This window comes from Xylophilus ampelinus, assembly GCF_003217575.1.
GTDB lineage: Bacteria > Pseudomonadota > Gammaproteobacteria > Burkholderiales > Burkholderiaceae_C > Xylophilus > Xylophilus ampelinus.
Genome location: NZ_QJTC01000001.1, coordinates 169,083 through 194,899, shown reverse-complemented (window position 1 = coordinate 194,899; position 25,817 = coordinate 169,083). Strand labels below are relative to the sequence as shown.

The 25,817-nt window shown below is 64.2% G+C and carries 24 protein-coding genes and 1 tRNA gene; 5 read left to right on the top strand and 20 right to left on the bottom strand.

The features are described 5' to 3' along the window. Window positions 1-86 precede the first annotated feature (86 nt). Window positions 87-1,106, bottom strand: coding sequence for a PLP-dependent cysteine synthase family protein (locus tag DFQ15_RS00865; protein ID WP_110464256.1), 1,020 nt, complete (start codon window positions 1,104-1,106; stop codon window positions 87-89). Between the two features lie 35 nt (window positions 1,107-1,141). Between DFQ15_RS00865 and DFQ15_RS17345 the strand changes: the two genes are divergently transcribed. Next, entirely contained in the window at window positions 1,142-1,291 is a 150-nt protein-coding gene (locus tag DFQ15_RS17345; protein ID WP_158528985.1) for a hypothetical protein, read from the top strand. A 140-nt stretch (window positions 1,292-1,431) separates the two neighbouring features. Here the strand turns inward: DFQ15_RS17345 and DFQ15_RS00860 are convergent, their stop codons facing one another. From DFQ15_RS00860 to DFQ15_RS00845, 4 genes are all read right to left on the bottom strand, one after another. Next, a complete protein-coding gene (locus tag DFQ15_RS00860; protein ID WP_233504205.1) occupies window positions 1,432-2,784 on the bottom strand; it encodes an MATE family efflux transporter in 1,353 nt (450 codons plus the stop codon). A gap of 44 nt (window positions 2,785-2,828) precedes the next feature. After that, a complete protein-coding gene (locus DFQ15_RS00855; RefSeq protein WP_110464255.1) occupies window positions 2,829-3,830 on the bottom strand; it encodes an ornithine cyclodeaminase in 1,002 nt (333 codons plus the stop codon). A 33-nt stretch (window positions 3,831-3,863) separates the two neighbouring features. Then, window positions 3,864-5,459 (bottom strand): alanine racemase, encoded by a 1,596-nt coding sequence (locus DFQ15_RS00850; RefSeq protein WP_233504204.1) that lies wholly within the window; start codon window positions 5,457-5,459, stop codon window positions 3,864-3,866. Window positions 5,460-5,849: 390 nt separating this feature from the next. Continuing rightward, a tRNA-Gly gene (locus DFQ15_RS00845) sits at window positions 5,850-5,923 on the bottom strand. A 227-nt stretch (window positions 5,924-6,150) separates the two neighbouring features. Between DFQ15_RS00845 and DFQ15_RS00840 the strand changes: the two genes are divergently transcribed. From DFQ15_RS00840 to DFQ15_RS00835, 4 genes are all read left to right on the top strand, one after another. Continuing rightward, window positions 6,151-7,437, top strand: coding sequence for a tyrosine-type recombinase/integrase (locus DFQ15_RS00840; protein WP_110464142.1), 1,287 nt, complete (start codon window positions 6,151-6,153; stop codon window positions 7,435-7,437). Between the two features lie 226 nt (window positions 7,438-7,663). Continuing rightward, window positions 7,664-7,903, top strand: a complete 240-nt coding sequence (locus tag DFQ15_RS17340) for a hypothetical protein (protein WP_158528984.1) — start codon at window positions 7,664-7,666, stop codon at window positions 7,901-7,903. A gap of 18 nt (window positions 7,904-7,921) precedes the next feature. Next, window positions 7,922-8,443, top strand: coding sequence for a hypothetical protein (locus tag DFQ15_RS17335; RefSeq protein WP_158528983.1), 522 nt, complete (start codon window positions 7,922-7,924; stop codon window positions 8,441-8,443). A 7-nt stretch (window positions 8,444-8,450) separates the two neighbouring features. Continuing rightward, on the top strand, window positions 8,451-8,678 hold the full coding sequence (locus tag DFQ15_RS00835) for a hypothetical protein (protein ID WP_110464141.1): 228 nt from the start codon (window positions 8,451-8,453) through the stop codon (window positions 8,676-8,678). 67 nt (window positions 8,679-8,745) lie between these two features. Here the strand turns inward: DFQ15_RS00835 and DFQ15_RS16895 are convergent, their stop codons facing one another. The 15 genes from DFQ15_RS16895 to DFQ15_RS00765 all read right to left on the bottom strand — a co-directional run bounded on the left by DFQ15_RS16895 (window position 8,746) and on the right by DFQ15_RS00765 (window position 25,725). Then, complete coding sequence (locus DFQ15_RS16895) at window positions 8,746-9,441, bottom strand: hypothetical protein (RefSeq protein ID WP_146228614.1); 696 nt, start codon at window positions 9,439-9,441, stop codon at window positions 8,746-8,748. 56 nt (window positions 9,442-9,497) lie between these two features. Then, the gene (locus DFQ15_RS00830; RefSeq protein WP_110464140.1) at window positions 9,498-10,289 is read right to left on the bottom strand and encodes a DNA adenine methylase; all 792 of its coding nucleotides are present in this window, start codon (window positions 10,287-10,289) and stop codon (window positions 9,498-9,500) included. Between the two features lie 164 nt (window positions 10,290-10,453). After that, entirely contained in the window at window positions 10,454-11,059 is a 606-nt protein-coding gene (locus DFQ15_RS00825; protein ID WP_110464139.1) for a hypothetical protein, read from the bottom strand. 1 nt (window position 11,060) lies between these two features. Continuing rightward, on the bottom strand, window positions 11,061-11,777 hold the full coding sequence (locus tag DFQ15_RS00820; protein ID WP_199399788.1) for a transglycosylase SLT domain-containing protein: 717 nt from the start codon (window positions 11,775-11,777) through the stop codon (window positions 11,061-11,063). Window positions 11,778-11,853: 76 nt separating this feature from the next. Then, a complete protein-coding gene (locus tag DFQ15_RS00815; protein ID WP_110464138.1) occupies window positions 11,854-12,087 on the bottom strand; it encodes a hypothetical protein in 234 nt (77 codons plus the stop codon). Continuing rightward, window positions 12,084-14,114 carry a hypothetical protein gene (locus DFQ15_RS00810; RefSeq protein ID WP_110464137.1) on the bottom strand — a complete coding sequence of 677 codons (2,031 nt, stop codon included), beginning with the start codon at window positions 14,112-14,114 and terminating at the stop codon, window positions 12,084-12,086. The genes DFQ15_RS00815 and DFQ15_RS00810 overlap by 4 nt, the downstream gene beginning before the upstream one ends. A 34-nt stretch (window positions 14,115-14,148) precedes the next feature. Next, complete coding sequence (locus tag DFQ15_RS00805) at window positions 14,149-14,607, bottom strand: hypothetical protein (RefSeq protein ID WP_110464136.1); 459 nt, start codon at window positions 14,605-14,607, stop codon at window positions 14,149-14,151. An 8-nt stretch (window positions 14,608-14,615) separates the two neighbouring features. Then, window positions 14,616-15,707 (bottom strand): hypothetical protein, encoded by a 1,092-nt coding sequence (locus DFQ15_RS00800; RefSeq protein ID WP_110464135.1) that lies wholly within the window; start codon window positions 15,705-15,707, stop codon window positions 14,616-14,618. A 15-nt stretch (window positions 15,708-15,722) separates the two neighbouring features. After that, window positions 15,723-16,136: a hypothetical protein gene (locus DFQ15_RS00795; protein WP_110464134.1), complete on the bottom strand. Its 414-nt coding sequence runs from the start codon at window positions 16,134-16,136 to the stop codon at window positions 15,723-15,725. Then, the gene (locus DFQ15_RS00790) at window positions 16,133-16,531 is read right to left on the bottom strand and encodes a hypothetical protein (protein ID WP_158528982.1); all 399 of its coding nucleotides are present in this window, start codon (window positions 16,529-16,531) and stop codon (window positions 16,133-16,135) included. The genes DFQ15_RS00795 and DFQ15_RS00790 overlap by 4 nt, the downstream gene beginning before the upstream one ends. Window positions 16,532-16,534: 3 nt before the next feature. Beyond that, the gene (locus tag DFQ15_RS00785) at window positions 16,535-17,797 is read right to left on the bottom strand and encodes a hypothetical protein (protein WP_110464132.1); all 1,263 of its coding nucleotides are present in this window, start codon (window positions 17,795-17,797) and stop codon (window positions 16,535-16,537) included. Between the two features lie 11 nt (window positions 17,798-17,808). Then, a complete protein-coding gene (locus DFQ15_RS00780; RefSeq protein WP_110464131.1) occupies window positions 17,809-19,698 on the bottom strand; it encodes a hypothetical protein in 1,890 nt (629 codons plus the stop codon). A 2-nt stretch (window positions 19,699-19,700) separates the two neighbouring features. Beyond that, entirely contained in the window at window positions 19,701-21,614 is a 1,914-nt protein-coding gene (locus DFQ15_RS00775) for a hypothetical protein (protein ID WP_110464130.1), read from the bottom strand. A gap of 3 nt (window positions 21,615-21,617) precedes the next feature. Further along, a complete protein-coding gene (locus DFQ15_RS00770) occupies window positions 21,618-22,013 on the bottom strand; it encodes a hypothetical protein (RefSeq protein ID WP_110464129.1) in 396 nt (131 codons plus the stop codon). A gap of 1 nt (window position 22,014) precedes the next feature. Further along, on the bottom strand, window positions 22,015-25,725 hold the full coding sequence (locus tag DFQ15_RS00765; protein ID WP_110464128.1) for a tape measure protein: 3,711 nt from the start codon (window positions 25,723-25,725) through the stop codon (window positions 22,015-22,017). Window positions 25,726-25,817 lie beyond the last annotated feature (92 nt).

The window sequence follows — 25,817 nt, the reverse complement described above, 5'->3', positions numbered from 1 at the left end:
GTCACGCCGACCCCGGTGAGGTGGACACTCGACAGCTGAGCGAATTGGGCGCTGCTTTCGGTGTGAACCGACGACACCGGTCACATTCAGCGCATTTTTTTCTGTAACAACTCCTCCAATTCTGCCGCTACTGCATTACTGACGAGCCCATGGGACTGCATCCATTCGTCGTTGAAAACCGTGTTGAGGTATTTCTCTCCTCCATCGCATACCAGAACCACAGTGGTGCTTTCAGGCGGGGCATTTCTTGCGTGATGGAGTGCCCGATAGATGACGCCACCGGCGGAGCCCCCCACTAGAACAGCATGGTGTCTCGCCAGGTAGCGCGCTGTTTCGAAGGCTTGGCTGTCGGTAACCTTCAGGCCTTCGTCGATGAGCGCGTAGTCGATCAAGACGCCGATCTCTGCGCCTGCCGGCGTTCCTGTTCCAGATTGATGGTAAGGAAATCCAGCGCCACCGAATATGACGGAACCGGAAGGTTCGATTCCGATGGTCTTGATCGTGGGAAGGTATTTCTTGAGCGCACGCGCTGTGCCGCATAAGGATCCTCCGGTCCCGACGGCGCCGAACAAATAGTGAATCTGTTCACCGAGTGCCTGGTAGAGTTCCTGGGCCAATTCTTTGTAGCCGTTTGCATTATCCGGATTGTTATGTTGCCGTGTCCAGTAGGCGCCGTGCTCTGCTGCAATCCGCTCCGCGGTCGCATCCCGATCAGCGGTGGCGAGCCCACCTTCGGGACTGCCGACGCGCACCAGTTCGGCACCATAGGCTTGCATGCCGCGCAGCTTATCCACGCACGAGTGGTGATCCACCACAGCAGTGAAGCGATATCCCCGTTCTGCGGCTATCAGGGCCAAACCGAGACCGGTGTTGCCCGAGGTGGACTCGACGATCCAGCCCCCCGGCTTGAGTTTTCCCTGCGATTCGGCCTCATCTACCATTTGCCGCGCCATGCGGATTTTGGCCGTCCCGGTGGGATTGAACTGTTCGAGCTTGAGCAGCACTCGGCCACTGCCGGGTGCCACCGGCATATCCAGCAATGGCGCTCCGCCGATCAGGTCCGAGATACGGGTTTTGACAGCGGCAGGAAACTCGGTTGCTTGCATGATTCGCTCCTTGGCCATACGAAAACTAAAAAGGCATGGATGGATCTTCCATGGTCGGGATTTTCGACGTGGTACAAGAGAATGCCTCGCGCGAATTGTTTATGCGCATGAGGGCTTGCAGGAAAAAATCGTTTTCCGCCGGCAGCGATACCGGTGCGCTGACGAAAGTTTCAAAGCCCGGTTAGCGCCGGGCTTTGACGATCACGCCCTCGCGCAGCGACGATCTGTACCTGGATCGCAGCGCGGCAGACCGCCTATTTCCGTACGCGAGAGGCGTCGTATCGATTCGATATATCTGCTCTCGCGCATGGTGTGTGGCTTCTGTTTATTGCGCGACCTCGCCTCCTCGTGGAGCCGCGTCTGCTTGCCGCGCGAGGCGTGAGACGCGCTGGCGAAACGAGACGACCAAAAGTGCAGCCGTGGCAGCCAGCCCTATCGTCTGGCCGACCCAGACGCCATAGATGCCATAGCGCGCGGTGATGCCAAGCATGTAAGCCAAAGGCAGCCCCACCAGCCAGTAGCCGACCAGGGAGATACGAAAAGGCCCCACCGAATCGCCGGTGCCGCGCAAAATGCCATTGCCGATGTTCTGGCTGGCGTCGAATATCTGCAGTACCACGGCGATCAGCAGGCCGGAGGCGACGAGTGCCAGCGCGGTGGCATTGGCGCGATGCTCCGCGGATATGAACAACGCCCCGATCACGTCTGGTACCAGCACATAGGGAACCGCCACGACCAGCATAGCCGCCACGCCGAGGCCCAGCGCCAGGAAGCCGAGTCGCCGCGCCCGCGCGTAATCGGCCATGCCGCAGGCCTCGCTGATATGGATGGAGGCCGCATGCGAAATACCCGCCGAGATCATGAAGACGATGTAGATGATCTGGTTGAGCACTGTCTGCGCGGCCAGTGCTTCAACCCCCAATGTGCCGATCAACAGCGTCAACACCGTGAAGAATCCGGCCTCGGAGGCATAAGTGCAGGCGATCGGTAAACCCAGTTTCCAGACGCTGCGCACCGCGTCCGACGACCAGCGCAGCCCTGACGGGGCGCAGTACGGCGCCAGCGTGTTGTTCTTGCCCACCACGGCCAGGAACATGAGGAACGACATCAGGAAGACCAGCGATGTCGTCAGCGCCACCCCGGCGAAGCCCAAGGCCGGCACCCCGAACTTGCCATAGACCACCGTGTAGTTCAGGCCCGCCGTCAGTACGATGGAGATCAGGGTGATCGCCAGTAGGGGGCCGGGGTACTTGAGCCCGACGGTGAAATACCGAAGAGTCTGGAAACATAGACAAGGCAGCAAGCCCGGCGCGGCCAGCAGGAGATACTGGAATGTCATGGCCGCTATTTCTGCTTCCTGGCCAACCCAGATCAGGGGGCGCTCCAACAGCATCAACGCCACGATGAACACGACCGCCGAGACCGTTGCACAAAAAAAGCCAGCCACCAGCAGTTCGCGCACACGTGCCTGGTCGTCCCGGGCATGCGCTTCTGCCACCAGGTTGCTGACACCCGTCACCAAACCGGTACCCATCGTGCGTAACTGATTGAACAGCGCGATGGCCAGACCGCCAGCGGCCAGCTCCTGCGCACCGAGCTTGCCCAGCACCACGATGTCGATGGTCGTCACCGCCACATGCGCGAAATTGGTCAGGATCAGAGGCAGCGCCAGCAGCAATATGGCCCGTGCATCGCCGTGTCGTGGTCGTGTTTTTGCCGTGCTCACCATAGTTTGACCCTCGCACCCCGGCTCTTGGCAAGTGCCAGATCCGCGAGATAACGCCCCAGCGCCACGTCGGTGACGACCATGCCGCTGTTGTACGCAAAGACCACATCCGTCTCATCGCGTCGAGCGGCGGTCGTGCCCATCAGAATGTCCGGCAGTTCAGCATCGACGGGCGGGACGCTGCCATCGGGCGCAGCCAGATCTTCGCATGTCACCTTCATCTGTTCGGTGTCGGTGGCGATGCGGTAGTCCGCTCCGTGCAGCACGTCGGCATCGACGCCGTAGCCCAGCAGCACCGCGACGGATCCGGGCCTGAGCCAGGCACGGCGCACCTGCTGCCTGGCGGTCAGGCCCGATGCGCCGATGACAATATCTGCCTCGCCAGCGGCTCGCTGCAGATCGGTCACGATCTGGACGTCGCGCTCGGGATATAGACGCGCGACCGCGGTCTGCACGGCCTGCAGTCCGTCCTGGTACTGACCGTAGACCATCAGACGCTCCAGACGGGGCAGCGCGGCCACCAGCATCGGCAAGGCGATCTGGCCTTGCACGCCCGTCCCCACAACCAACGCGGTACGGGCGTCCGGACAAGCCGCACGGGCCATCAATGCGGAGGTCGCCGAGGTTCGCAGGGGCCCCAGCTTGACCACGTCCATCAGCGCAATGGGCTCGCCGGTAACGTCGTCGCACAGAAAGATGAAGGAGTGGAAGCGGTAGGCGTCGCGGCTGCGCTGGGGGTCGAACTCGTAGACGACCTTGAACCCCAATGTTTCGCTGGCTCCGTCGCGTCCGACCATCGAGTATCCGATGGAACGCCGGTCGCCGGGCTGGACGATGGTCTTCAGTGGGTTTTTCGAGTCGCCGTCGCGTAACGCCAAGAAAGCACTCTCGACGACCTCAAGGACCCGCGTATAGCTTACCCCCAGATTCTCGAGCTCCGTTTGAGAAAGCACCCAGAGTTCGCCAGGTTGCCCGTATCGCTGCGGGGATTGCCCCATGCCCATGCCTCCGGTTCCGTTATCGAGCGAGGGTCATATTCCGTCCAGGTGCCAATGCGGTGCCAATGGCTCCCCATGCAGCTCGACGACTACCTTGGATGGCAGAATGGCCTCGTGGAACGGGGATTCGTTTGAATCCATCTGGTAGCCCGCCGTGTTCAAATAAACAAGCCGATCGCCTGGCTGAACGGGGGCAGGAAAACCGATCTTACGCCATGTCAACATGTCGCCCTCCAGGCAGGTCGAGCCGCCGACGCAGGCGAGGAACACCTGCCCCTCATTCTCGGCGGCGCCCAGCAGCTGCGGATCGGGCAGATATTCGCTGTTGAACCATTGCTCCGACAAGCTGAGGCTGCTGCCTTGTACCGTGACGATGCCGTAGCCGTAGCCGTAGCCGTAGCCTTCGCCGACGTGACGGTCCTTGACGCCCAATACCTTGAAAAGCGTCAGTCCCGCCTGGTCCAGGAGCGCTCGCCCCGGCTCGATAATGAATTCGACACCATGTCGCCGGGCTTTTTGCGCCAAGCTGGTGCCACCTCCAGTGGGACAATTCAATAAGTCGCGCAAAGCGTCGGCACCGTGTCTGACCGCACCGTACGGATAGAAGCCCGAAAAGGTCTTGCCCGCATGGTAATGCGCAGCGGCATCCTGTTGCAGAAATCGGCGCCATTGCTCGGGATCGACGTACTGAACAGGGAGGCCACCGCCGAGGTCGATCTGGCCGCATGTCTTGAATCCGAGCGCCTGTGCTTGCAGGCACAGTTCTATCAGTTGGCCGGCGAATTCAGCACGCTTTTCGATCGAATAGCCGCTGAGATGGAACGAGAAACCCTCCAGGCGAATGCAGCCTTTTTGAGATGTGCAGCATTCCAAGGCAGCTCTGTATTCTGTCGCTGTCAGCCCGAATCGGCTGCTCGCTTGGCCGGGCGGCCGAAAACGCAACAAGACTCGCGCGGTCGTGCCGCTGGCTGCCGCCAGAACTGCGAGCCGCCGCAGTTCGCTCAAGGAATCGATGGCAATCAGGCCACCGTGTCGCAATGCCAAGTTCAACAACCCGTCCGTCTTTTCGGGACCTGATATCCCGATTCTTTCTCCCCTGACCCCTGCTGCCAATGCTTTGGTGAATTCCCCGATGCTTGCGACGTCTATGCCGATGCCCAGCTGGGCGCAGGCTTGGGCGAAGGTATCGGCTTTGTTGGCTTTCTTTGCGTAGAGGATGGTTCCAGTCAACCCGTTCTCGGCAAAGACGCGCCGGAATCGCTGAACGTTCTCGGTAAAGATCTGAGGAAAGACTATGTGCAGCGGAGAACCAAATCCCCGGCTCAGTTCTTTCAACAAGCCTGCATGCCGTAGCAGCAACGAGGCCACGAACGGGTGCCGATGTGGGGCCAGCTTGAAAGCCAGAGCCGGATCGTATCGCAACGAGAGATCGTAGTTTTTCTCCTCGGCTGCGGTGTCTCCGCGGGTTTCCACGGCTTGGCCTTGATGAGAAGCCAAGCCCGGTTGACAAGAAGACTTCACGACCGCGGCCGACCTCCAGGCAATCGGTGGACCTGCAGCCTCGCGTTTGAATTCAGCGGAAAAAGTACGGCGTTTTTTAGTCATCGGACACTTTTCTTTGGCAGGCATTTTCGCCTAAGAGCGGCTAACACAACCCAGCGAAGCGGTTCTGGCTAGGCGCCGCATCGCAGACAGTACGAGTAGTACGACAAGGTGCGGCAACGACGCCAGAAGGGTTGTGTTAGCCGCTCTAAGTGGTGGTCCGGCTAAAACGTATCGTTTTGGACCGGTAATCGGTGGATTCCACTCGACGTCACCGGACTGAAGAAGTCCGTCAATGTCATCGATTTCAGCGCACGGGCTCCCACAACGGCGAGCCATTTACGATTGTATTTTTTACATACACCTTGCCAATGACTTTGAAACCCGTGGCGTACGGCAAATAAATGTAGCCCATGGCACCTTGATGGTCGGCTGGGCAGCCTCGACAGAGACAAAACCGGTGGGAGGCTCCGGAATTGGAGCGGGTGAAGGGAATCGAACCCTCGTATGCAGCTTGGGAAGCTGCCGTTCTGCCATTGAACTACACCCGCGTACATCTAACCTGTTGATTCTGAACGAATCAGTGTCGTAAGGGCCTGAATCACAAAGAGAAAGTGACCGGAGCAGCAGAAATAAACCGCTTGAAATCGCTTTTCCTCGCCCGTATAAACTTACGCCTATAGCGTAGGTTTTGGCGTAGGTTTGAAATCACGCCTCAATCTCACGCTGTTGCATTGGCCGGCACAGGCCCCACGACACGGTTGAGAGTATAGGTTCCATGCACTTCGACGCGCGCGCGGCCCGCTTGCTCCCACCCGGGGGCCACTTACTGGTGGATGGATGCCCAGGACTGCGGCTCGTGGCTTCGGCCACCGGGAAAACCTGGATCTACCGCTACAAAGCAGTTGAGACGGGGCGCATGAAACAGACGGCCTTGGGCCCCTGGCCCGCTATGCCGATACAGGCGGCAGCGGTCCGGTGGCAAGCGCTGCGCGACCAGCGCGCCGCCGGCGTGGACCCCAACGAGGCCAAGCGTGCCGCCCGCAAGGCCGTCCATAGTCCGGCTACCGCACTGCCGACCGTGCGCCGGGTGGTCGAGGACTACATCAAGGGCGAGTTGAGTGCCAACCGCAATCCTGCGGGACTGCTGGCCGCCCGGCGGAGTTTGGAGCGGCTGCTGGATGAAGAGCCGGATCTCGCCAAAAGCCCGGCCGCCGCACTCGCCCGTGCCGATGCACACGCCGCACTGGATAGCCGCAAAGCTACGCCGACCGCAGCCGCAAAGCTACGCTCCTTGCTGGGCGCCGCGTGGTCTGAGGCTATCGATGCGGCAACGCTGCCAGAAGACACCCGCAACTGGTGGCGCGAAGTGCTCAAGGGCAAACTGAAAAGCAAGGGAAAAATCATCGGTGGCGAGCACCAGGGCCGGCAGCGCCGCGTGCTGCAACAGGCCGAGGTCGCCACCCTGCTGGCCTGGCTACCCAACATGCACAGCCTGGGGCGCGACACCACCGAAATGTATCTGTGGACTTGCACGCGCGGCAGCGAGATTCTGGCTATGCGTGCGGCGCACGTCACCAAGGAAGCGGATGGATGGTGGTGGACAGTTCCCAAGGCGCTGACGAAAAATGCCCGGGCCGACGATGCCACAGACCTGCGCGTCCCGTTGATCGGCAGGGCGCTAGATATCGTGCGCCGCCGGCTAGACACCATCGGCGATTCGGGCTGGCTGTTCGAGGATGCGCGCGGCGAGCAGTACACCCAGCACGATTTTTCGACGTACATCTACGGCTTGCAGCCTTATTCGAGCAAAGCGACGCAGCGCACAGGCGATGGCCTGGTGTTGCCTGTGACGCATTGGACGCCGCACCAGCTGCGGCGCACGGCGCGCACGCTGTTGGCCTCCATCGGTTGCAGCGACGAGATTGCCGAGGCGATCATCGGCCACCTGCCGCCCGAGATCGTGGCCACATACAACGCATATACGTACGACAAAGAGCGCCGAGCCTGGCTCGAGAAGTTGTCGCAAAAGCTTGAAGCGCTTGCCGCCTGTCAGCCGACCTGATGCCCCGCTTGCATGCGGCGGCCTAGGCACGTAAAGCCGACCCAAACCGGGCGCTATTGTGCCGCAAGAACTGTATGCTTTTACAGTGCTTTGCTACATCTACCCTCTCCGAACGAACGGCGCTCGACGGCCAGTTGACGAGGTGTTGGCGCGCCCGCCGATACATGGATGGCTGGCGTTCAATCGACCGCGCCCGTGGGGCCAACCGGAAGAACATGCGATCCTGGTGGACCCCGACACCAAAAAACGGGAACGCGCAACCTTGAGCTTCGCGAGGGTCGTGCGAATTGAGGGAGGCATGTTGATCAGGGGTCAGGACATTCGCATCGGCAGCCCTCGCTCGATCACGACCCAAATGTGGGCGGTGAGCATCACCGAAGACGATTTGCGTGCATTGGTGATGTCCGTGGGCCGCAAGGAGGATGTGCGGCGGCAACGGCTGGAGCGCGAACGTGCGCACGGGTAACACCTATGGGCAGCGGCCATGACGATGCGTCTGAGCATGGACGAAACGCTGCATCGCATCGGTGCTGCGATGCAAGAACGAAACGGCCGGCCGGTCGACCAGATCGACCAGGCCGAAGATGCCGAGGACCAGCTGGCGCGCGAGTGCGTCGAGGTGCGCCTGCAGGGGTATGACCCCAAAGGGCAGCGCGAAGCAGGCGAGGTGGCGGCCGCCCTCCACCAATACCGTCGTGCATTCGAGCTGCTACTCGGCGGCCCGCGCCAAGTGCTGGCCGCGCTGCGGGCGGCGCAAGAGTCGAGGGAGATGCCGCTGGAAGAGCTGGAGCCGGCAGGCCGCGAACTGCTGCGCAAGTGGGCCGGTGCAGCCGCGCAGCTGCAATCCGAAGGCCTGGGGGCGCTGACGACTGGGACAGCGCACAAAGCGTGGTTCAGCGCCACCATCGTGCGGCGCCGGGATGAGTTGGCCGCGGCGGCTCGAATCAAGGCCGCGCGCGAGGCGCCACCACCAGCGCAATCACCCGGCCAGATCGACCTTTTCTGAGGCGGCCATGCAAGACAACCACCCTACCCTGCTGCAGACGCCAGAGCCGCCCACGTCGATGCAGCGCCATCACCGTTTCGCGTGGAGCACCACCAATATCCTGCCGCTGGCGCCGGATGCCTATGTCGTGCGGGAGAGCGGCGCGCTGTGGCAGGTGCGGGTGAAGGAGACGCTGGCGCTAGTGTATGCCGGGCCGGGCCCGGTCTCGGTAACCCGGTCAAATGCGCCTTTTTAATCAAGGCTTCTGCTTTTAATCAATTCGCTAATTCTATAAAACCAATAGGGCCATTGAAAATTCCGGATTAATCACCATCCCAATTTTTATGACTCATGTGGATCTCATACAATTTTTGCGCCTCTTCCTGCAATGCATCCATTAAACAATCAGTAGCCTTTTCAAGTTTATTTAGTGCTTGGGTCATTTCTTCCGGTATGAATCTGAGGGGCTGCAACCCCATTTCCGGCGCCACAATTCCCGCTTTCAAGGAGACCATCACCGCTTCCAAGCCAAACGTACGGCCTGAGAGACCAGTTATCTGGTCTACTATCGGGCCTGGCATGCTTCTATATAAATCCCGGTCGTACAGCGACTCATATCTGCGTAACAGTCCTTCTACAGCGGTAATAAATACGATGATTGATCGATCGCCCCTTATAAAACATTGCTCAATGAAAGTAATTCTTCCCCTAATATCATTGACTACTGCAATAGAGTGGTGAGCCCCTTTGATTGCATCGGATATTCTCACAGCATGTATTTGACGATCAACTAGAACTTTTGCACTTTTCGTTTGATCTTTCGCAATGCGCAATGCGGTCCAGGCAGCGTAAATTGCACCCACTCCAGCGAACCAAGTACCTACCATCGAAAGAACCGATATTTTATCGGTCGTGCCTAGAGTGGTGGGCTCTGGCATAACCCATATTACAGAAGAAAATATTATTGATACCGCCGCAATAACTAATAACCCTCGCAATAAAACCAATGCATTGTTCATAAATTTCCTCACTAGAATTAAATTCTTATTTAAATTTCATGAATTAGAGCAAGGAATCAGAACAAGCCAACCGGCTCGGCAGCAACATCCCAACTCGAAATCAGCAGCTCGTTCCGTTCAACACCAGCGCCACCCCCCACGGTGTACTCTACTGGCGCCACCTCGAAGTGCAGCCCAGCGAAGCACTCTCGGATCTCGGGATGGTCGTTGATGCTCAGTATCGCCTTGCCCTTCATGCGGCGCATCAGCTGCGCCATGGCCACATACTGATCCCAAGCGAACGGCACGCCATAGCCCTCGGTCTGCCAGTACGGCGGGTCGAGATAGAACAGCGTGTGCGGCCGGTCGTAGCGGCGGATGCACTCGGCCCAGTCCAGCTGCTCGATGTAGGCGCCGTGGAGGCGCATGTGGGCGGCGCTCAGCTGTTCCTCAAGCCGCAGCAGGTTGACGGTCGGCGCCGGCGTCGTGGTGGCGGTGCCCCAGGTCTGGCCCTTGACCTTGCCGCCGAACGCCTGATGCTGCAGATAATAAAAGCGTGCGGCACGCTCGATGTCGGTGAGCGTCTCGGGCCGCGTCTCCTGCGCCCACTTAAAGACCTGGCGGCTGCTCAGCGCCCATTTGAACTGGCGCACGAATTCCTCCAGATGCCGCTGCACCACGCGGTAGAGGTTCACCAGCTCGCCGTTCACGTCGTTGATGACCTCGACCTCTGCCGGCGGCCGCATGAGGTACAGGGCGGCGCCGCCAGCGAAGACCTCGACGTAGCAGGTATGCGCTGGGAAGCGCGGAATGATGATGTCGGCCAGACGGCGCTTGCCGCCAAGCCACGGGATGATGGGCATTGCCATGAGAGGTTCCAGATAGCCGGGTGTAACCGGTGTTTACAATCGCCCCGCCTGTACAGGTGGGCAGGGCCTTGGCTGGGCTCACAGGCTTGTTCTGTGTGACCGGTGACCGGCATGGTGGTGACACACCATGCCGGTCGCCTTGCTTCTTAATTTCGCCGCGGCGGCTACCGCGCCCCCGCCTGCTTGATCGTGTCCGTCAGCGCTGTCGCAATCGCCGCGCCGTTATCCTTGCTTCCCTTGTTGTTGCCGTAGAAGTAGCTGACCACCTGTTGCGCGTTGGAGGCCACATAGCCGACCACGGTGCCGATCAGGCCGGAGCAGATGGCGGCGACGTTGGGGTCCACTTTGAAATACCCCGTCATCAGCAGGAAGCAACCGAGCAGGACGGCAGCCATCAGCACCGCAAAGCTGACCAGGATGCAAACCCCCATCACGAATACGTTTTCGTTGCCGCCGAACACCGCGCGGGCGTTGCTGGTGTCGGCCACGTAGGCCAGTTCGGTCTGAGCGTTGAGTTGTGCCAAGTCGATCTGCAGGCGCTGCATGTCCAACTCGAATTGCTGGTTGGCGGCGCGCAGGGCGACGATCTGGTCGCCGTTGAGCGATCCGTTGGCCAGGGCTTCGGCAACCTGGTCTTCGGATGCGTCGGCGTTGCCTGTGACGGCCGCCGCGATGGTTTTAAACGCCATGCCGCCCAGCGGGCCGAGCAGCGCAGTGCCCAGGGTGGGCGCCAGGCCGTTGACCAGCTTTTTCCAATCGAATGCAGCCATATCAGGCCCCTTTCGCGCCCAGCGGCGCAGCGTTGATGGGCAGCAAGCCCAGGTTGAGCTTTGCCTGCACCTTGGCCAGCGCCTCGGCGCGCGTGATGGTGCGGTCGCCATTGGTGTCCAGCCCTGCGTTTTGGCGGTAGGTGGTGGGGCGGCTTGCCGCATCCCACAGCACGTAGCTGTCGGGCTTGCCGATGCCGGCGGGCCACAGGATGGCCATGTACACGTCGCCCAGGTTCTGCAGCCGGCCAGCCAAGGGGCGGAAGTAGCGGTATACCCAGTTGATCTGGTCCTCTGGCGTCATGCTGCCCAGCGCCGAGGTCGAGGTGCCCAGCTGCACCGCCGTTGCCGGCATGAACTGAATCAGGCCCGTGGCCCCGCTGCCGGCCATGTTGGTGACCGATGCAGAAAACGTTTCGCCACTCTCCCAGGCGATGCAGGCCATCAGCCATGACGCGCCGGCCGGCGGCATCTTGAGCGCGTCGGCCGCCCACACGATGCGATCTCGGAAGGTCTGCGATACCCGGGCGCCCCATGCCAGGCTGGCGGCCGGGTCCGCGCCAAGCGCTGGCGCCGCCGCTCCCGAGGCACGGGCGGCCAACTGCATGGCGGCAGCCCACGCGGTGGCGCTCTGGTTGCCCCAGTCGCCATCGACGATGCCGGTGTAAAGGCCAAGCTGCGCCAGATCGGTCTGCAGCTGGCGGGTAGGGGTTGGGGTCATGGCATCTCCAGGTAGCAGGCAACAAAAAACCCGCCGTGCTTGCGCAAGGCGGGTGGTGAATGGGGAGCGGGGCTGGCTAGATTTCGATCTCGACCAGCGGCAGGTTGGGCGCGTCGCCGGTGATGGCGCCACCCTGCACATAGACGGTGGCCGCAGCGGTCAGCTCCAGCGGGTTGCGCACGCGCAGGCGGCCACCGCCCGGCAACACCACCGTGGCCGTGCCATCGCTGTGCACCGCCTCCACGGTTGCGAAAAGCTGCGGGTCTGAGGGCAGCAGCTCGACCAGCCGCCGAAACAAGGTTGCGCTCATAGATGACGCTCCACGGTGGCCGTCTGCCGGATGTCGATACCTCTGCCTTTGCCGCTGCTGCTCAGCGCCACGCGCAGGCTGATGCCGCGCACCATGCCGCGCCACGCAAGCCCGGGCTCCAGCACCTCCAGCAGTTGGCCCTGCTGCAGCACACCGGGCAGCGTGCCGCCCGTCAGCACCGGCAGCGTGATCTGCTGGGGCACCTGCGCACCACCAGCGCCCAGCACCGCCCTGCCCCGTTGCCGCGCCGCGTCTGCGTGGGTAATCAGCGCATCGGTCACCTGGGCCGCCAGCAAGTCGCCTGCGGTGCCGGCGCGCTTGACGTGGCCCAGCACGCCCTGGCCCTGCCCGCCAACGTAGACGGCATTCCACGCGGGCTTGTAGGCCGGCTGGTAGCTGTCGGTGGTCACCACGGCCAGCGGGATCTGCACATCCGGCGTGGCAGCGCTCCACTCCCACGGCATGAGCGGGTAGCGCGGCGCCACCACCAACTGCGCATCGGTGCGGTGGCTGCGCACCACAGCGCCACCGGCCTCGGCGATGCGCAGCACCGCCGACAGTGGCGTGCCCTGGTGGCTCCAGGCACCCGCCGGCACTTGCCAGTCAACCGACTGCCAGCCCACCGCCACGCCTGTGAACTCCAGCGCCTCCAGCGCCAGCTGCTGGACATTTCGGCCGGCTGTGCTCAGCCATGTCTGCGCAGGCATGTACGGGTCGCCCAGCAGAGACGTGGCGCTGCGGCCCGACACCTGCGTGCGGATGCCCGTAGCGCTGCGCGTGCGGGCGATGGACTCGATCACAAACACCCAGGCGGTGCCGTCCACCGTGATCCGCACCTGGGCCGGCGCGCCGCCCGACGGCGCAAGTTGCTCCATCAGGTGCTGGGGCCCGGTGGCCGACATGCTCCAGGCGTACCCATCGTCGTCGGCGCTGATGGTGGTATCTAGCAGCGTGACCGGCTCCAGGCTTGGCAACAGCACGCACTCGATGGCGTGGACGCTCATGTAAACCTCCAGTAAGGGAATGACATAGCGCGGCGGCTCGGGGTCGGGCCCGCCGCCATGCCGCTCACAGAAAAATACGAGGCCCGTGCTGCCGTCCCAAGCGGCGCTGAAGACCAGATTGACTGCCCGTCCAGGGGGCGGCACATAGCAAGGCGGCTCAACCGGATGGATCGGCCCCGGGATCGTTTTGCCGATGACGGGCTGCATTGCGTACTGCCACACGGTGGACAGGAGCACCCGCAGTGGCATGCCGGCGCTCGCGCCGCTACCGGCAACCGTGGAGAGCTGCAGTGCATCGCGCCAGTGGACACCAAGGCTCTGTCGGCGGTCACGGAGCGCGTCCTGGTCGAACAGGACGGTGCCGGCTCGTGCAGGCACCCCTTGCTGCCAGGCCAGCGCCTGCCCCAGGCGCCGGTCGCGCAGTGCGTCCTGCCAGCCCGACACAGCCTGCATGCGCAGTGGCGTGGCGTCCTGCCAGTTGTCGGACTGGGAGCGGGGTTGCCGCTCAGCGTCCTGCCAGCGCTGCTGCGTGAACTGTTCGAGCGCGAACGCCTGTTGCCAGTCGGCGGACAGCGCCGCTGGCGAGGCAACGGCGCCCTGCCACAGGAAGCCCTGGCTTGCCGCGGCGCCATCGGCACCGCTCCAGCCGCCAACAATCTGATTGGTGGCGGGGCGTGCCGTATCGCTGAGATACCGTGCAGCGACGCTGCCCCGCAACGGGGGCAAGCTGCTGGCGACGGCGATGCGCTGCTGCCGCACGATTGGAGCTGCCCCGCGCAGCGCCGGCAGAAGGCCGACCACCGACATGATCGCCGGCAGGGGTTGCGCGATGCTGTCGTCGCCGAAGACCAAGTGCACTGGCCCTGCCGGTACCGCTGGATGGGTGAACACCAGGTCGGCCGACTGCGCCGGTGGTGTTGCGTCAAGCGCGTCGTGGTCGAACGCGCCAGCGTCGAACGCATGCGCGCGGTCCTTTGCATTGAATGCCGCGGCGTCGAACGCCAGTCGGTGGAACGCAGACATGCAGTGTGGTGGTCAGGCGCCATGCGGCAGCACGTCAGGCCGCGTCCCGCTGGGCAAGCTGTGCCTGCAACTCCTGAACCTGCAGCGAAAGGGCCGAACGCTCCGCCGAAGTGGCGGCAAGTTGTGCCTGCAGATCCTGAGTCTGCAGCGCCAGTGCGGCCTGGTGCCGCAGCTCGGCATTGTCGGCTGCAACGGCCTGCGCCTGCACGCGCAGATCCTCGTGCTGCTGCATCAACGCCGCATGGGCGTTGGTCTGTGTTGCAAGAACAGATTTGAGGCTATCGACCTGGACCAGCGCCGCAACGGTGGCCTGGCCCAGCACCGCATCGAGATCGGCGCCAGCTATCGCCGTCGGCGGATTGGCGGTCGCGGCGATCACATTGCCATCGCGCAGCACCTCGCTGATCGTGATGTGGTGAGAGCCTATCGTGCCATCGGGGTTGTGGCGGATCAGGGTTTCGTAAGGGCGGATGGCTTCGGTGATGGTAGGCATGGCAGGTCTCATGAAACGGCGGTGGAGGTGTTGACGATCAGCCAGTTGGTCGCGTCTGAGCGGCACAACTTGCTCCCGCCTGCGGCGTTGGTCACGGTGATGTAGGCGTCTGCAAACGCTGCTGCAGAAGGCAGCGTATTCAGCGTGTACTGGCCGAGGGAAACAGGGCCAGAGAGGGTTGATGACCCGGCTACGCGCAGCAAATCGCCGCGGCCTGCGGCTGCCCCAATCAGTACAGGACCCGCGCCGTAATCGACTTCGATGGCGACTTTTGCCCCAACCGTCCCTGAGCCAGAAGGCGCCTGAATCTTCAGCGCGGTATAGCCGGCGAGAGTTTTTCCCGCAGACATGACTGGGCCTTCAAACGTGAAGCCGCGTAGCTGATAGGGAGCATCTGAGAAGATCTGCGGCGTAGTAACGAAGAGGCTGTCGAAAGCTGAAACCTGGGCAGTCCCTTGACGGTTGTAGACGAAGCGAATCGACTGCGCCGATATGCGGTTGACCGCACTGCTGTCCGTTACGTTGACCGAAAAGGATTGGGGAATACCGCCTTCCGTCACCGTGGAGTCCAGACGCAATGCCGAATTGGCAGCAGACGCCACCACCAGGCGACCCTTGAAGCTTTTTTGGCCCTGGATGTCCTGGTCTCCTGTGAGCTTGACCACAGCGGTGTCATTGGCCTTGGTGTCCAGGGCCTGCTGCTGCGGCCCGCTCACCGGTTTGTTGGTGTCGGCACTGTTGTCCACATTGCCGAGACCCACCGCAGCCCTGTCGAGCGTCTGCCATGTCTTGTCGCCCCGCAGGTACTGCGCGCTGGTGCCCGAAGCGATTGACGGCTCTTTGCTGGCGAGCGCGGCTGCTGCCGCAGTGCTCACCGGCTTGTCCACGTCCCGGGTGTTGTCCGCATTGCCAAGGCCGACATCGGCTTTCTGCGGGGCAACCCAAGCGCCCGCCTTGCGCAGGTAGCCCGCGTCGTCTGGCGCCTCGGGTACCAGGCCCTCGACCAGATGTGTTTCGTTCCAGTCGCTGGCGTTGACTTTGGTCGGGTCTGGGCTGTCCTCGACCTCGGAAATCTTTTTGTGTGTGATGCGGATGACCATCGGTATCTCCTGTGACTAGCTGATCGTCGAGTCGCCCAGCACCAAGCGGCCGCCGGCGTAGAGGGCGGTGCCTGCGGTGCCCGCGATGCGGAAATCGCCATCGCCTGCGTCGTCGGTGACGCGGCCGTCGGCGACCAAGGTCCCGTCGGCACTGAGCCAACGGCCCCAGGTGACCTCGCCACTCACCGCTATCTGGTCGCCGGTGGCCGACTGCTGCTGCAGCACCAGCACGTGCGCGACGATCCGGGCGCAGGGCCTGGCCAGCACGATCTCGACCAGGGGCGCGCCGCCTGGTGCAGCGCCGAGCGGCGGCTGCACGGTGTCGTAGAAGGCGATCCGCGCGCGCCCTGCCGCTGGGCCGGCATCCGCGTAGGCCAGCGTCGCCGCCAGGCGCGCATCGTTGTGGGTAGAGGGGATGGCAAGCGTCATGGCATCCGCTCCGCTGCAAGGTTGTCCGCGATGACGGCGCGGTAGGCGTGCCGGTGGTCGTAGGCGATCACGGTGTACCGATCATTCAGGTTGACCTGCCTGAACGCATAGTCGCCTGCCTTGTCCGACCAGGTGCTGCCGACCAGCAGCCGTGTGCCCTCGCTGTACAGCAGTACCTGGCGCTCGAGCGGCAGATTGGAGGGGTCGCCCTTGCGCATCACGGTGCCGGCGATGAAGCCTTTGCCACCGAAATACACATCGACGCGCAAGGCGTCCAGTGCGGGCGCAGCGGCGCCGTACAGCGGCTGCGTGTCCCAAACGGACGAGCATGGGCTGTGCAAATGCCTCAACGGCACCACGACAGTGGCCACCGGCGTAGACGAGTCGTCTGCCACTGATCACCTCCACGGGCCGGAGATGTCGAAGGCGATCTGCGCGCCCTCGGCATCGCTATCGTTGGCGATCCGTGGCAAGAGGAAGCGCTTGCCGGGCTGGCCCGTCACGTTATCGACAATGGTCTGGTCGCTGTACGGCAGGGTCTGTGGCATCCAGAAAAGGCCGGGCATCGTCCCGCGCATATGCCCGTCTTGCTGCTGGATGTAAGACGGCAACAGCCACAGGCCATAGTCGGGGCCGTTTGGAAACGGAACAGACCCGCGGCCGGATGTCTGCTGCGCATTGTTGGTGTTGAGCGAAGCGACGCCGAAGCGGACCGGATTCCCGATCTGCGTATGCGACCGCAACAGCACATTGCCATTTTGCTGGAGGGATTTCCCGATCCCCCCGTACTGCGTTACGTAGGAAAAGTAGTCGCTGTTGGATAAAAGTGACTCGGAGGCCGAAAGGACAGTCCCGAACTGGTCACCCGGCTTAAAGCTCTCGATGTCGCCAAAGCAGTATGTTGCGCGGCCGCTTTGGCTGTAATTCCCGGTCCAGCTCAGGAGTAGGTAGAAAAGTCGATCATCGCCCACCAGCACCCAGTTGCGACTGCCCGCGCCCCCATCGCCGTAGGTCTCATAACCGATCTGGCGCCCGTGGAACCACTTGTGCCAGCCCCATTGCCCAGCGGTGACTTGCTGCCAGTTTTGGCGAGGGTTGTTCGGATCGAAGGGCGCCTCCGCTCCGACGATGGTGTCGATGTCCGTCATGTCCTGGGCGATGCCCACCGCAGCCCACCTGGCCCAGGTGTCGTTGTTGTAGTCGTTGCCCTTAATGGCGTCGTCGATCAGCAGGATGTTGCGCGGCGACAGGACGGACTTGCTTCGGTAGGCCCGCTTGTTGAGGCCGCTGAATGCTTTTTCCCAGCCGAGCGGCGCGATGCGGGCCTGCAGGGTGGTGCTGCTAGTGGCGGGAGACGCGGGCGCGCCGGTCACGGCGTAGGTGAACGTGTTGGCGGTCACCGATAGCACCCGCGCCCGGCCGTTGTAGGCCGGCTGGTCGGCTCCATCCACCTGCGCCACCTGGCCCACGGTGTACGGGTTGCCGTTGGTGAGTGTGGCCGTGGCGATGCCGTTGGCCGAGGTGATCGAGGTCAGCGCCTTGAGCGCAAAGCCGGTGACCAGGCACGCGTCGAGCATGTCCGTCAGCGAGCCCCAGGCATTGGTGATCTGCGGCGCGCCGGGCGTCCCGCTGTTGAAGTACTGGACCGTGGTATCTGCCATGTGTGGCTCCTTTAGGGACGATCAACGTCGCCGCGGGTGAGCAGCGAGAAGCGGTAATTGAGGCCAGCCTCGGGGCCGGCCTGGACGGTGCGGATCACATCCACCGTGAAGATGGCGCCGATGGTGTTGATGCGCAGTGCGTTGCCTGCTGCCCAGCCCGTGCCCCAGCCCAGCGCCCGTACCGTGAAATACGGCTCTCCGGTGATGGGATTGACCGGCGAGCAGTCATCGACGATGGAGCCGGCAGCGATCTGCCCCACGTGCTCACCCACCACCACGAAGGCGGTGCTGCTCGTGAAGCGCAGGCCCCACCGCTCGGTCATCGCGCCGGCGTTGGTGACCTCGATGGGATAGGCGGCGTCGTTGTAGGTGGCAGTTGCCGTATCGCCGCCGACCGCGTCGCTCCAGGTGGCCCCGTTCCAGCTCGCCTGGTCGAACAGCTTGCTCACCCGCGCCCGCAGATCGCCCGCCATGAGCGCGCTGCTCACGTAGCTGCCTGGCACCGGGTAGGCGTGGGTCAGCTGGCGGTTGAAGCGGAGCGTGCCGTCGATGCCGACGTCGGAGACCACCACCATGTCCTCGACCCGGTGTTCGATATGCACCGGCTGCGCCCAGCCGGTGACGTCTGTCACGGCGACCTTGCCGGCCTCGAGGTCCACGGTGTAGCCGGTGTTGATGGTGCGGCCGTCGGCGCCGATCACCCTTGCGCGCGACAGCCGGACCCGGCCGACGTTGATCGTCTGGCCTGCAGACAGTGCGGCCGGCGCGGTGCTGCCGGTATGCCCCACCACGGCCCGGAAGCCGGGCTGGAAGATGGTGACCCGGCCATCGGGTGGCAGGCGCACAGGATCTACGCCCAGCAGCTCCGCGTCGAGCGGCAGGTAGAAGTAGGCGACGCTGTTGTAGCGCAGCGTGGTGGGGTCCACCGGCCAGGGGCGCCAGATCTTGCCGGCCTGCACCGCGCCCACGTCGTCCGCGCTGTACCACCACTCCAGCTTCTGGGCCGGGGTCAGGTCGATGTCAAACACGAAGTCGCCGAACTGCAGCTCGCCCACGCCGCTCTCGTAGTCCAGCTTGCCGCGCAGGTGCAGGCCGTCGATATTGCCGTTGACATCGCCGATGGCGGTGATCGCGTTGCCATGGGTGTCGGTCAGGCTGATGGTGACGCCGGTGGGCTTCAGCGGCGCCGCCTGCGTGCGGAAGAAGATGGACGCGGTGGTCCAGTTCTGCCGCACCGTCCAGCAGCTGTCCAGGGTGAAGGCCGTGGCTGGGCCGCCCACCACGTAATCGAAGACCCGCGCGACGCCGGCCGAATAGTCGAGCTGCCCGGCCACGAAGCCGGGCGATGCGTTGCTACGGTCGCGCACGATCACGCCGTCGTAGTCCTCGTACACGTGGCCCATCCACGTAAACCGCACGCTGCCCGGCACGATGTAATCGGTGCTGTAGGGCACAAGGTCGATGGTGATCGGGCCGGGCACGAAGGACATCTGCCCCGCCTGCGGCGACGCGAAATCCTTGGCATAGCTGACCGTTACGGTTGAGGCCGCCAGCAGCTGCTCGCTGACCGCCGCGTCTACATATTCGCCGCCCTTGCTGCCGGTTGAGCCGCCGCCGCCCGATCCGTTGACCAGATCCTCGAAGGTGGCCGCATCCTCGTGGTCGCTCTTGTAGCCGCTGGTGCTGCTGCTCAGGTCCAGCAGCCGAACGTTGAGGGATTTGCCCGCGTAATTGATGGTGCCCAGCGCGCCGAAGGTGCCGGTGCCGTCGTCGTTGACGGTGTGGACCACCGTGTCTTGCGTCTTGCTGGTGTTGTATGTAACCGTCGAGTGGGTGCTGGTGGAGCCCGCGCTCTTGGTGATGGTGGTGGTGACAGGTGTGGTGCTTGCGATAGTGGCCATGGTTATCCTCCAGAGACCGACACGGGCTGCGAGATGCCCCAGGCGCGGTATTCGGTGCCGCCAATGTTTTTGGTGCTGGCGCGCTCTTGCTCCGACCACTGCACGCCCGTCACGTCGGGCACGTCGTAGTAGTAGCCGGTAGCTCCGGCCGTGGGGAACACGCCCATGTACTGCGTCTCGCCCGTGAGCAGACGGGTGCCGCCGGGGAACATGCCGGCCATATAGGCTTCATTGCCCGACGTGCCGGCCCCGGCACTGATGGGCACCCGGGTCATGCTGACGGGCGTGACCACGGGGCCGGTGGCACCCGGCGGCGTCAAGACGGTGGTGGTGGTCGAGTTACCGGTCTTGCTGGTGTTGCCGCCCGACGTGGCGCCCGAGCTGTTGGACACATTGCGCACCGTGGTCCAGCGCACGGCCACACTTCCGGCCGCAGGCACGTCGTCGAGCGCGATGGTGGCAAAGCCGCCGGCGTCGGGCACCACGGTGACCGGCTTGGTGACCAGGGTGCCGTATTTGTACGAGATGGAGAACTCGGTGCCCGGGTCTGGCATGGCAGATGGGCGCAGCAGCAGCATGCCGGCGGCGTAGTTGATCTCGCCGGTGCCGTTGCCGGCCAGGGCGCCTGCGGTGTCGGTGACAGTCTTGAGCACGCCGGCCGAGGTGTATTGCAGCACCAGGGTGCCGGGCTGCACGCCGTCATGCTCCAGCTTGATCCCAAACTCTGGCGCGCGGAAACCCGCCTGGCCGCTGCGGCTGACGAAAGCGCTGCTCTCGCCCCACCCGAAGATCACGCTGGAGCCGACGTCTGGCAGCACCGGGAATGTGCATGCGATTGAGCCGGTGGCGTAGTTCACCGTGCCCACGCCTGAGCCGGTCAATCCACCCTGGCCGTCATCGACTACGGAGTACCAGCTGCCGAGAGCCCGGTACGACACCGCGACCGTTCCCGGCGCTGGTAAGGGCTTCAGGATCTGCACGACGCCGAAGCCCCGGTTTTCCTGGCCGATCTTGATGCGCATGGTGTGCGGCGACGAGGCCACCGACACCCGGCGCGGCGCGGTGGCCAGCAGCAGCTCGCGCACGGCGGCAGGCCGCTGGTCGAGCGCGATGGCCTCGGTGCGGGCGTTGGGCACCAGCTGGGTGTAGACGCTGGTCGCCTTGAGCTGGGCATCACCGATATCCGCCGCGATCTGCAGGGGCACGACGCCGTAGTAGTTGCCTGCGTCGGCCACCGTGGTGTCGCGCACGATTGTCTTGTTGGCTGCACTGGCAAACAGCCGGCTCGGTGGCGATCCGGCGAAAGCGGTGCGCAGCTTGTCCGAAATCTGCACCGTTACGACGTCAGCCGCGAAGTCTGTCGGGATGCCCTGCACGATTTCGGTGAACGTGCGCCGCTCGCTCTCCACCCGCGTGGAGCGCACGAACTGGATCTGCTCGCCAGGCAGGCCCTCGGACTGCACCAACGCCAGCGTGCGGCCAATGGGCGGCTGCGGACTGCCTGGGCGCTGCAGCAGCTGGATCGTGCGCTGGCCGGCCACGTGGTTTTCCAGCAGGTAGCCGCCCCACACGCTGCCCTGCACCAGGTAACTCTCGATGGCGTTGGCCACCTCGGTGCGGCGGGCGAAGACACCGGGTGCCTTCATGAGCGTGATCGAGATGTTGGGATCGTTCGGCGGCTCGGCCACGATCAGGTTGGCGTCCATGTAGACATCGCGGTCGTTGGTCTGCACCGCGGCGCTGACCTGGCGGATGTAGAGACGGCCACCAGCGCGGGCGCTTTCCGAGATGTCGGGGAAGAGCGCGTTGCTGACACCGTCAGGGATCACATTGGCAGTGGGCGCGCCGCCGCCTTCGGGCACGTCGTCCATCACCTGGGAGGCCAGCAGCTTGATGTCGCCGGATCGGATGGGCATGGGTCAGATCTCCAAAAAACGCAGCGCCAGGCTGCAATAGGGGTGTTCGTCGGTCGGGTCGCAGTAATCGACCACCAGCACGCCGGCCAGGGCGGCTTCTTCGCGGGCGAAGACCACCTGGAAGGTTTCGCCGCGCAAATTCAGCGTGAAGGCGGCGCCGGCGATGGATGCCCAGGCCTGCAGCAGCAACATGGCCGCGCGCGAGTCCCAGGCGTGGTCATCGCCACCCTGCAGGGTGATGGGCCGACCGCCGCTGAGCTGCAGGAAGTCGAGCACCAGCGCCCCGGTGATGGAGCGCTCTGCGGTCTGGGCGACGGGCTGCCACTCCAGTTCGTTCACCCAGCGCAGGTCGGCGGGCAGCGGCACGGTGGTGCCGGCGTAGGTCAGGGTGATGGACATATCAGTACCCCGCGGCGCGCTTGGATTGCTCCAGCCCGCGCAAGAAGTTCTCCAGCGCCCGGCCACCGGCTTCGTCGGTGTTGACCGCGCCGTAATTGCTGCCGTTGATCTGGAGGTTGTAGGTGTAGGTTTTGCCGGGCGCTGGCGCCGGCGCGGGCGTTGGCGTGCCGCCCTTGGGCTGCAGGGCCTGCACGCGCTCTAGGATCTGCGTGGCGGCCAGCAGCAGCTGGTTGCCCTGCGTGATCGCCGCGGTAGACACCGCGCCCGGCGCCAGCTTGGCCATCGCACGGACCTGTTCCTGGTTGGCCCTGGCCTGCTGGAGCGCCGTCTGCGCAGATTGCAGATCGCCGGCGCCGAGGTTGCCCGCCTTGAACTTTTCGACCATGGTGAAAAGCGTGTCTACGGGGAGGTTGTTGGTAAAGGTGCCGGCGGCGCTGCCGTCCTTGTTGGCCCCAAACCCGTCTGCCGTCTTCGGTGGCGGCACAGCAGCCAGACGCTGCAGCGCGGCCGTCTGGGAATCGATGGCGGTCACATTGCGCTGGCGCGTGCTGGTGTCTTCATTCGTGCTGCCGATCTGCTGGACGGTCGCCCGCCCCGATGCGTCGAATGCGACCGTCAGCCCCTTCGCTGCCGCCTGTTGCTTCAACATGGCTTGCGTCGATTCCCGGGTAGCGCCACCCAGCCGCCCACTGGCGGCGATGGCTGCATCGGCATACGAGGCAAAAGCTTTGCGCAGGGTCTCGGCGCTGGAGGTGCCATCGTCCCGGATCAGCTGCCATGCCTGGCTGTTGGACTTGGCGATGCGGTCCAGTTCCTCCGGCGCGGTGATGCCCAGCTGCTTGTAAGCCTCCCGCACAGAGTTGATGCCCGGCAGCGCCGCATCCAGCGAATCCTTGAGCACCAGCGCCTTCTGGGCGGCCTGGTCGAGCAGGCCATCGGTGATCTTGCTGCCCAACTGCCCACGCAGCGCCTCGATCTGCCCGCGCAGAATCTCGATGGCGCGCTGGCTGTCGGCCGTGTCGATGGCCTTGCTGATACTGGTGGTGAGTACGCGGCCGGTGTCTACGCCTTCGCTCTTGAGGCGCCCCAGGCCTGCCACGATCACATCGATATCGTTCACCGCGCTGCGGGATGTGGCGCCGATGCCGCCCTGTAGCTGCGTGAACTCCAGGCCCGTGCGGCGCACGGCTTCGCGCAGGCCGGCATCCATGATCTGCTGCAGCTGCTCGGCGCCCCGCGCGGTGCCCGCCAGCGCCGCCCGTGCCGTGGTCTCGAACTGCACCAGGTCGCGGCCGTCCAGCGCCTTCGCCCAAGCGGCCTGAAACTCCGACGCAGTGAGCTTGGCATCGGCCAGCAGCCGGTCGAGCACGCCCGCGGCGTTGCGGAAGCCCTGGGCGTTGCTCAGGTCGAAGTCTTTGCCTATCTTGCCGATGGCCTCGCTGGCGCTGTCGCCCTTGGTGCGCATCTCATCGAACTTGCCGATCAGGCCTGTGGCCTCTTTGGTCAGTGCGAACTGGCGATTGCGCGCCTCTTCTGTCGCTGCGGCCATACGCAGCTTGGAGTCGATGGCCTCCTGCTCGGCCAGGGTCTGCGAGCGCAGCCGGTCTTCGGCGTCCTGCATCACCTTGCCCCAGCCCATGAACTTGGCGGCGGCCTCCCCTGCCTTCTGGGCCAGGCCCAGGATCTCCGGCGCCAGCACCGCGGCCGCAATGCCCACCGGGCCGAGCAGTGCAGTAAAGCCGCGCCACACAATGCCCGCCTTAGAGACCTGGGCGGCTGTTTCTGCTACGCGCGCACCGGCAGCGGCCTGCGCCACGGCACCGGCGCCGGTAGCCACGGTGGCGCCCACCTGTGCAGCGGTGCCCGCGGCGGTGAACTTCGCCACATCGGTCCAGGCCGCCGCATTGGCGCGCTGCGCGAGGGTGCTGGCTGCCGCCGCCGTAGTGCCCGCCAGGGCCGCGCGGGTGTTGGCCGCCTGGGCCACGCTATTGGCGTCTACCGCCACTGTGTGCGCACCCACGGCAACCGTGGAATCGGCCGTGGCCTTGGTGGCGCCCAGCGTGGCGGCGGCCAACTTCACCGCGTCGGCCGCCAGCCCGGCGATCTTGATCGCGGCGTACGCCTTGCCGGCGGCATAGAGCGTGCTGACCAGCGTGTCGAGGTTGTTGGAGAGCCCTGTGATGATGCGCGCCACGTTGGCGCTGCTGACCGCGCCCTTGTCGCTTTCGCCGACGTACAGCGTCCACTGCGTCTTGAGGTTTTGCAGTGCGCGTCCTACGGTGGGCGGCAGCTTCTCGAACTCCGTCGCCACGGCAGCAGATTGGCCCTGCAGCGCCTTGATTACCGTCGCGGTGGTGAGCTGGCCTTCGCCGGCCATCTTGCGCAGCTCGCCCGTGGTGACGCTCAGGCCATTGGCCAGCGCCTGGGCCAGGCGCGGCGCCTGCTCCATCACCGAATTGAATTCTTCACCCCGCAGCACGCCCGACTGCAGGCCCTGAATCAGCTGGGTGATGGCGGCGCTACTGGCCGCTGACGAAGAACCCGAGAGTTGGATCGCCTGGTTAATCGTTTCCGTCAGGCCCAAGGCTTGACGCTGCGCCGCGGCGGCACCCAGGCCGGCCTCTTGCCCCGCCTTCGTGATGCGGGTGAACAGGGTGCCGGTCTCGTCCAGCGCGCTGTTGGTGTCTAGCGCCACCCGGGCCACGCCCGCAAAGGCGGTATCGAAGGCCTTCCCTTCGCCCGTGGCCAGCTTGATCCGGGCGGCCAGGTTCTTGTATTCATCGGCCGTCTGCGCAAGGTCTTTTGCGACTCCACCGATAAAGGTGCCGCCGACCGCCGCAGTGGCGATGTTCTGGATCTGCGCAAGCTGGCGGCTAAGCCCGGCCATGCCGTCGCGCAGCGCCGCCTGGTTGGCCACCTGGCGCTGGGCGCTCTCGGTCGATGCCTGCGCCGCGGCACGGTACACCGGCGCCAGCGCCGCAACCTCTTGCCGCACGTTCACCACGGCCGCATCCAGATTGCGCTCTGCCTGGGCCAGATTGGAAGTGGAGATGCCGGCCGCCTGCATGGCGTCGCGCGAATCGGCCAGCGCGCGGTTCTTGGTGCCCAGGCTGGCGCTGACGTTGCGCGCCGCGTTGACCGCGTTGTTGTATTCGGTGGTCAGGCCCTTTTCTGCCGTCTCGGCTTGGCGGGTGGCATCTGCCGCAGAGCTGAGTTCCTGGCGCTTTTCCTTGAGGTTGTCGCGCAGGCTGCGCACCGTCACCTGCAGCTGGGCCGACGACTCGCGGTAGTCGTCGCTCTTGCGGGCCGCGCCGGTGTATTCCTCCCGCAGCTTCACCAACGCCTGGCGGGATTCGTCGAGGTCGGACTTGGCGCCCGCCAGCGCCGTGCGGGCCCGCGTCTCTGCCTCGGCGAACTGCGCGGTTGCTGCCGTGGTCTGGGGTAGCTGCGCGCCCAGGGTATCGACCTTGCGGGCGGCGGCGTCCATCTCGGTGCCGAGTGCCGCCGTCTCACGCTTGAGCGATTGGAACGTCTCGATGGCATCGCGCTTGGCGCCCAGCGCGGCCAGTGCATCGGCCGCGGCCTTGGCGCTTTTCTGCAGATCCCCCTCCAGCGTGCCCTCCAGCTCGCGCAGCACCCCCTCCAGCTGCTGGACACTGGCTTCGCCGGTAACGGCGGCCTCAATGTCATATTTGATTTTTGGATCGGCCATGCGGGTTCAGCGGTTGGGGTGCGGCGGTGGGTGGGCTCTTACGTATGCGGGCGACGCATACGAAAAAGCCCGCCGGGGTGGGCGGGCTTGCG

Excerpts from the sequence above, each read along its gene's own strand:
- DFQ15_RS00850 (WP_233504204.1), bottom strand. The coding sequence starts at position 5,459 with ATGCCTGCCAAAGAAAAGTGTCCGATGACTAAAAAACGCCGTACTTTT.
- DFQ15_RS17335 (WP_158528983.1), top strand. The coding sequence starts at position 7,922 with ATGACGATGCGTCTGAGCATGGACGAAACGCTGCATCGCATCGGTGCT.
- DFQ15_RS00835 (WP_110464141.1), top strand. The coding sequence starts at position 8,451 with ATGCAAGACAACCACCCTACCCTGCTGCAGACGCCAGAGCCGCCCACG.
- DFQ15_RS17345 (WP_158528985.1), top strand. The coding sequence starts at position 1,142 with ATGGATGGATCTTCCATGGTCGGGATTTTCGACGTGGTACAAGAGAAT.
- DFQ15_RS00775 (WP_110464130.1), bottom strand. The coding sequence starts at position 21,614 with ATGCCCATCCGATCCGGCGACATCAAGCTGCTGGCCTCCCAGGTGATG.
- DFQ15_RS00810 (WP_110464137.1), bottom strand. The coding sequence starts at position 14,114 with ATGTCTGCGTTCCACCGACTGGCGTTCGACGCCGCGGCATTCAATGCA.
- DFQ15_RS00805 (WP_110464136.1), bottom strand. The coding sequence starts at position 14,607 with ATGCCTACCATCACCGAAGCCATCCGCCCTTACGAAACCCTGATCCGC.
- DFQ15_RS00840 (WP_110464142.1), top strand. The coding sequence starts at position 6,151 with ATGCACTTCGACGCGCGCGCGGCCCGCTTGCTCCCACCCGGGGGCCAC.
- DFQ15_RS00765 (WP_110464128.1), bottom strand. The coding sequence starts at position 25,725 with ATGGCCGATCCAAAAATCAAATATGACATTGAGGCCGCCGTTACCGGC.
- DFQ15_RS00780 (WP_110464131.1), bottom strand. The coding sequence starts at position 19,698 with ATGGCCACTATCGCAAGCACCACACCTGTCACCACCACCATCACCAAG.
- DFQ15_RS00795 (WP_110464134.1), bottom strand. The coding sequence starts at position 16,136 with ATGACGCTTGCCATCCCCTCTACCCACAACGATGCGCGCCTGGCGGCG.
- DFQ15_RS00830 (WP_110464140.1), bottom strand. The coding sequence starts at position 10,289 with ATGGCAATGCCCATCATCCCGTGGCTTGGCGGCAAGCGCCGTCTGGCC.
- DFQ15_RS00855 (WP_110464255.1), bottom strand. The coding sequence starts at position 3,830 with ATGGGGCAATCCCCGCAGCGATACGGGCAACCTGGCGAACTCTGGGTG.
- DFQ15_RS00820 (WP_199399788.1), bottom strand. The coding sequence starts at position 11,777 with ATGACCCCAACCCCTACCCGCCAGCTGCAGACCGATCTGGCGCAGCTT.
- DFQ15_RS00865 (WP_110464256.1), bottom strand. The coding sequence starts at position 1,106 with ATGCAAGCAACCGAGTTTCCTGCCGCTGTCAAAACCCGTATCTCGGAC.
- DFQ15_RS00770 (WP_110464129.1), bottom strand. The coding sequence starts at position 22,013 with ATGTCCATCACCCTGACCTACGCCGGCACCACCGTGCCGCTGCCCGCC.
- DFQ15_RS00800 (WP_110464135.1), bottom strand. The coding sequence starts at position 15,707 with ATGGTCATCCGCATCACACACAAAAAGATTTCCGAGGTCGAGGACAGC.
- DFQ15_RS00825 (WP_110464139.1), bottom strand. The coding sequence starts at position 11,059 with ATGGCTGCATTCGATTGGAAAAAGCTGGTCAACGGCCTGGCGCCCACC.
- DFQ15_RS00785 (WP_110464132.1), bottom strand. The coding sequence starts at position 17,797 with ATGGCAGATACCACGGTCCAGTACTTCAACAGCGGGACGCCCGGCGCG.
- DFQ15_RS16895 (WP_146228614.1), bottom strand. The coding sequence starts at position 9,441 with ATGAACAATGCATTGGTTTTATTGCGAGGGTTATTAGTTATTGCGGCG.
- DFQ15_RS00815 (WP_110464138.1), bottom strand. The coding sequence starts at position 12,087 with ATGAGCGCAACCTTGTTTCGGCGGCTGGTCGAGCTGCTGCCCTCAGAC.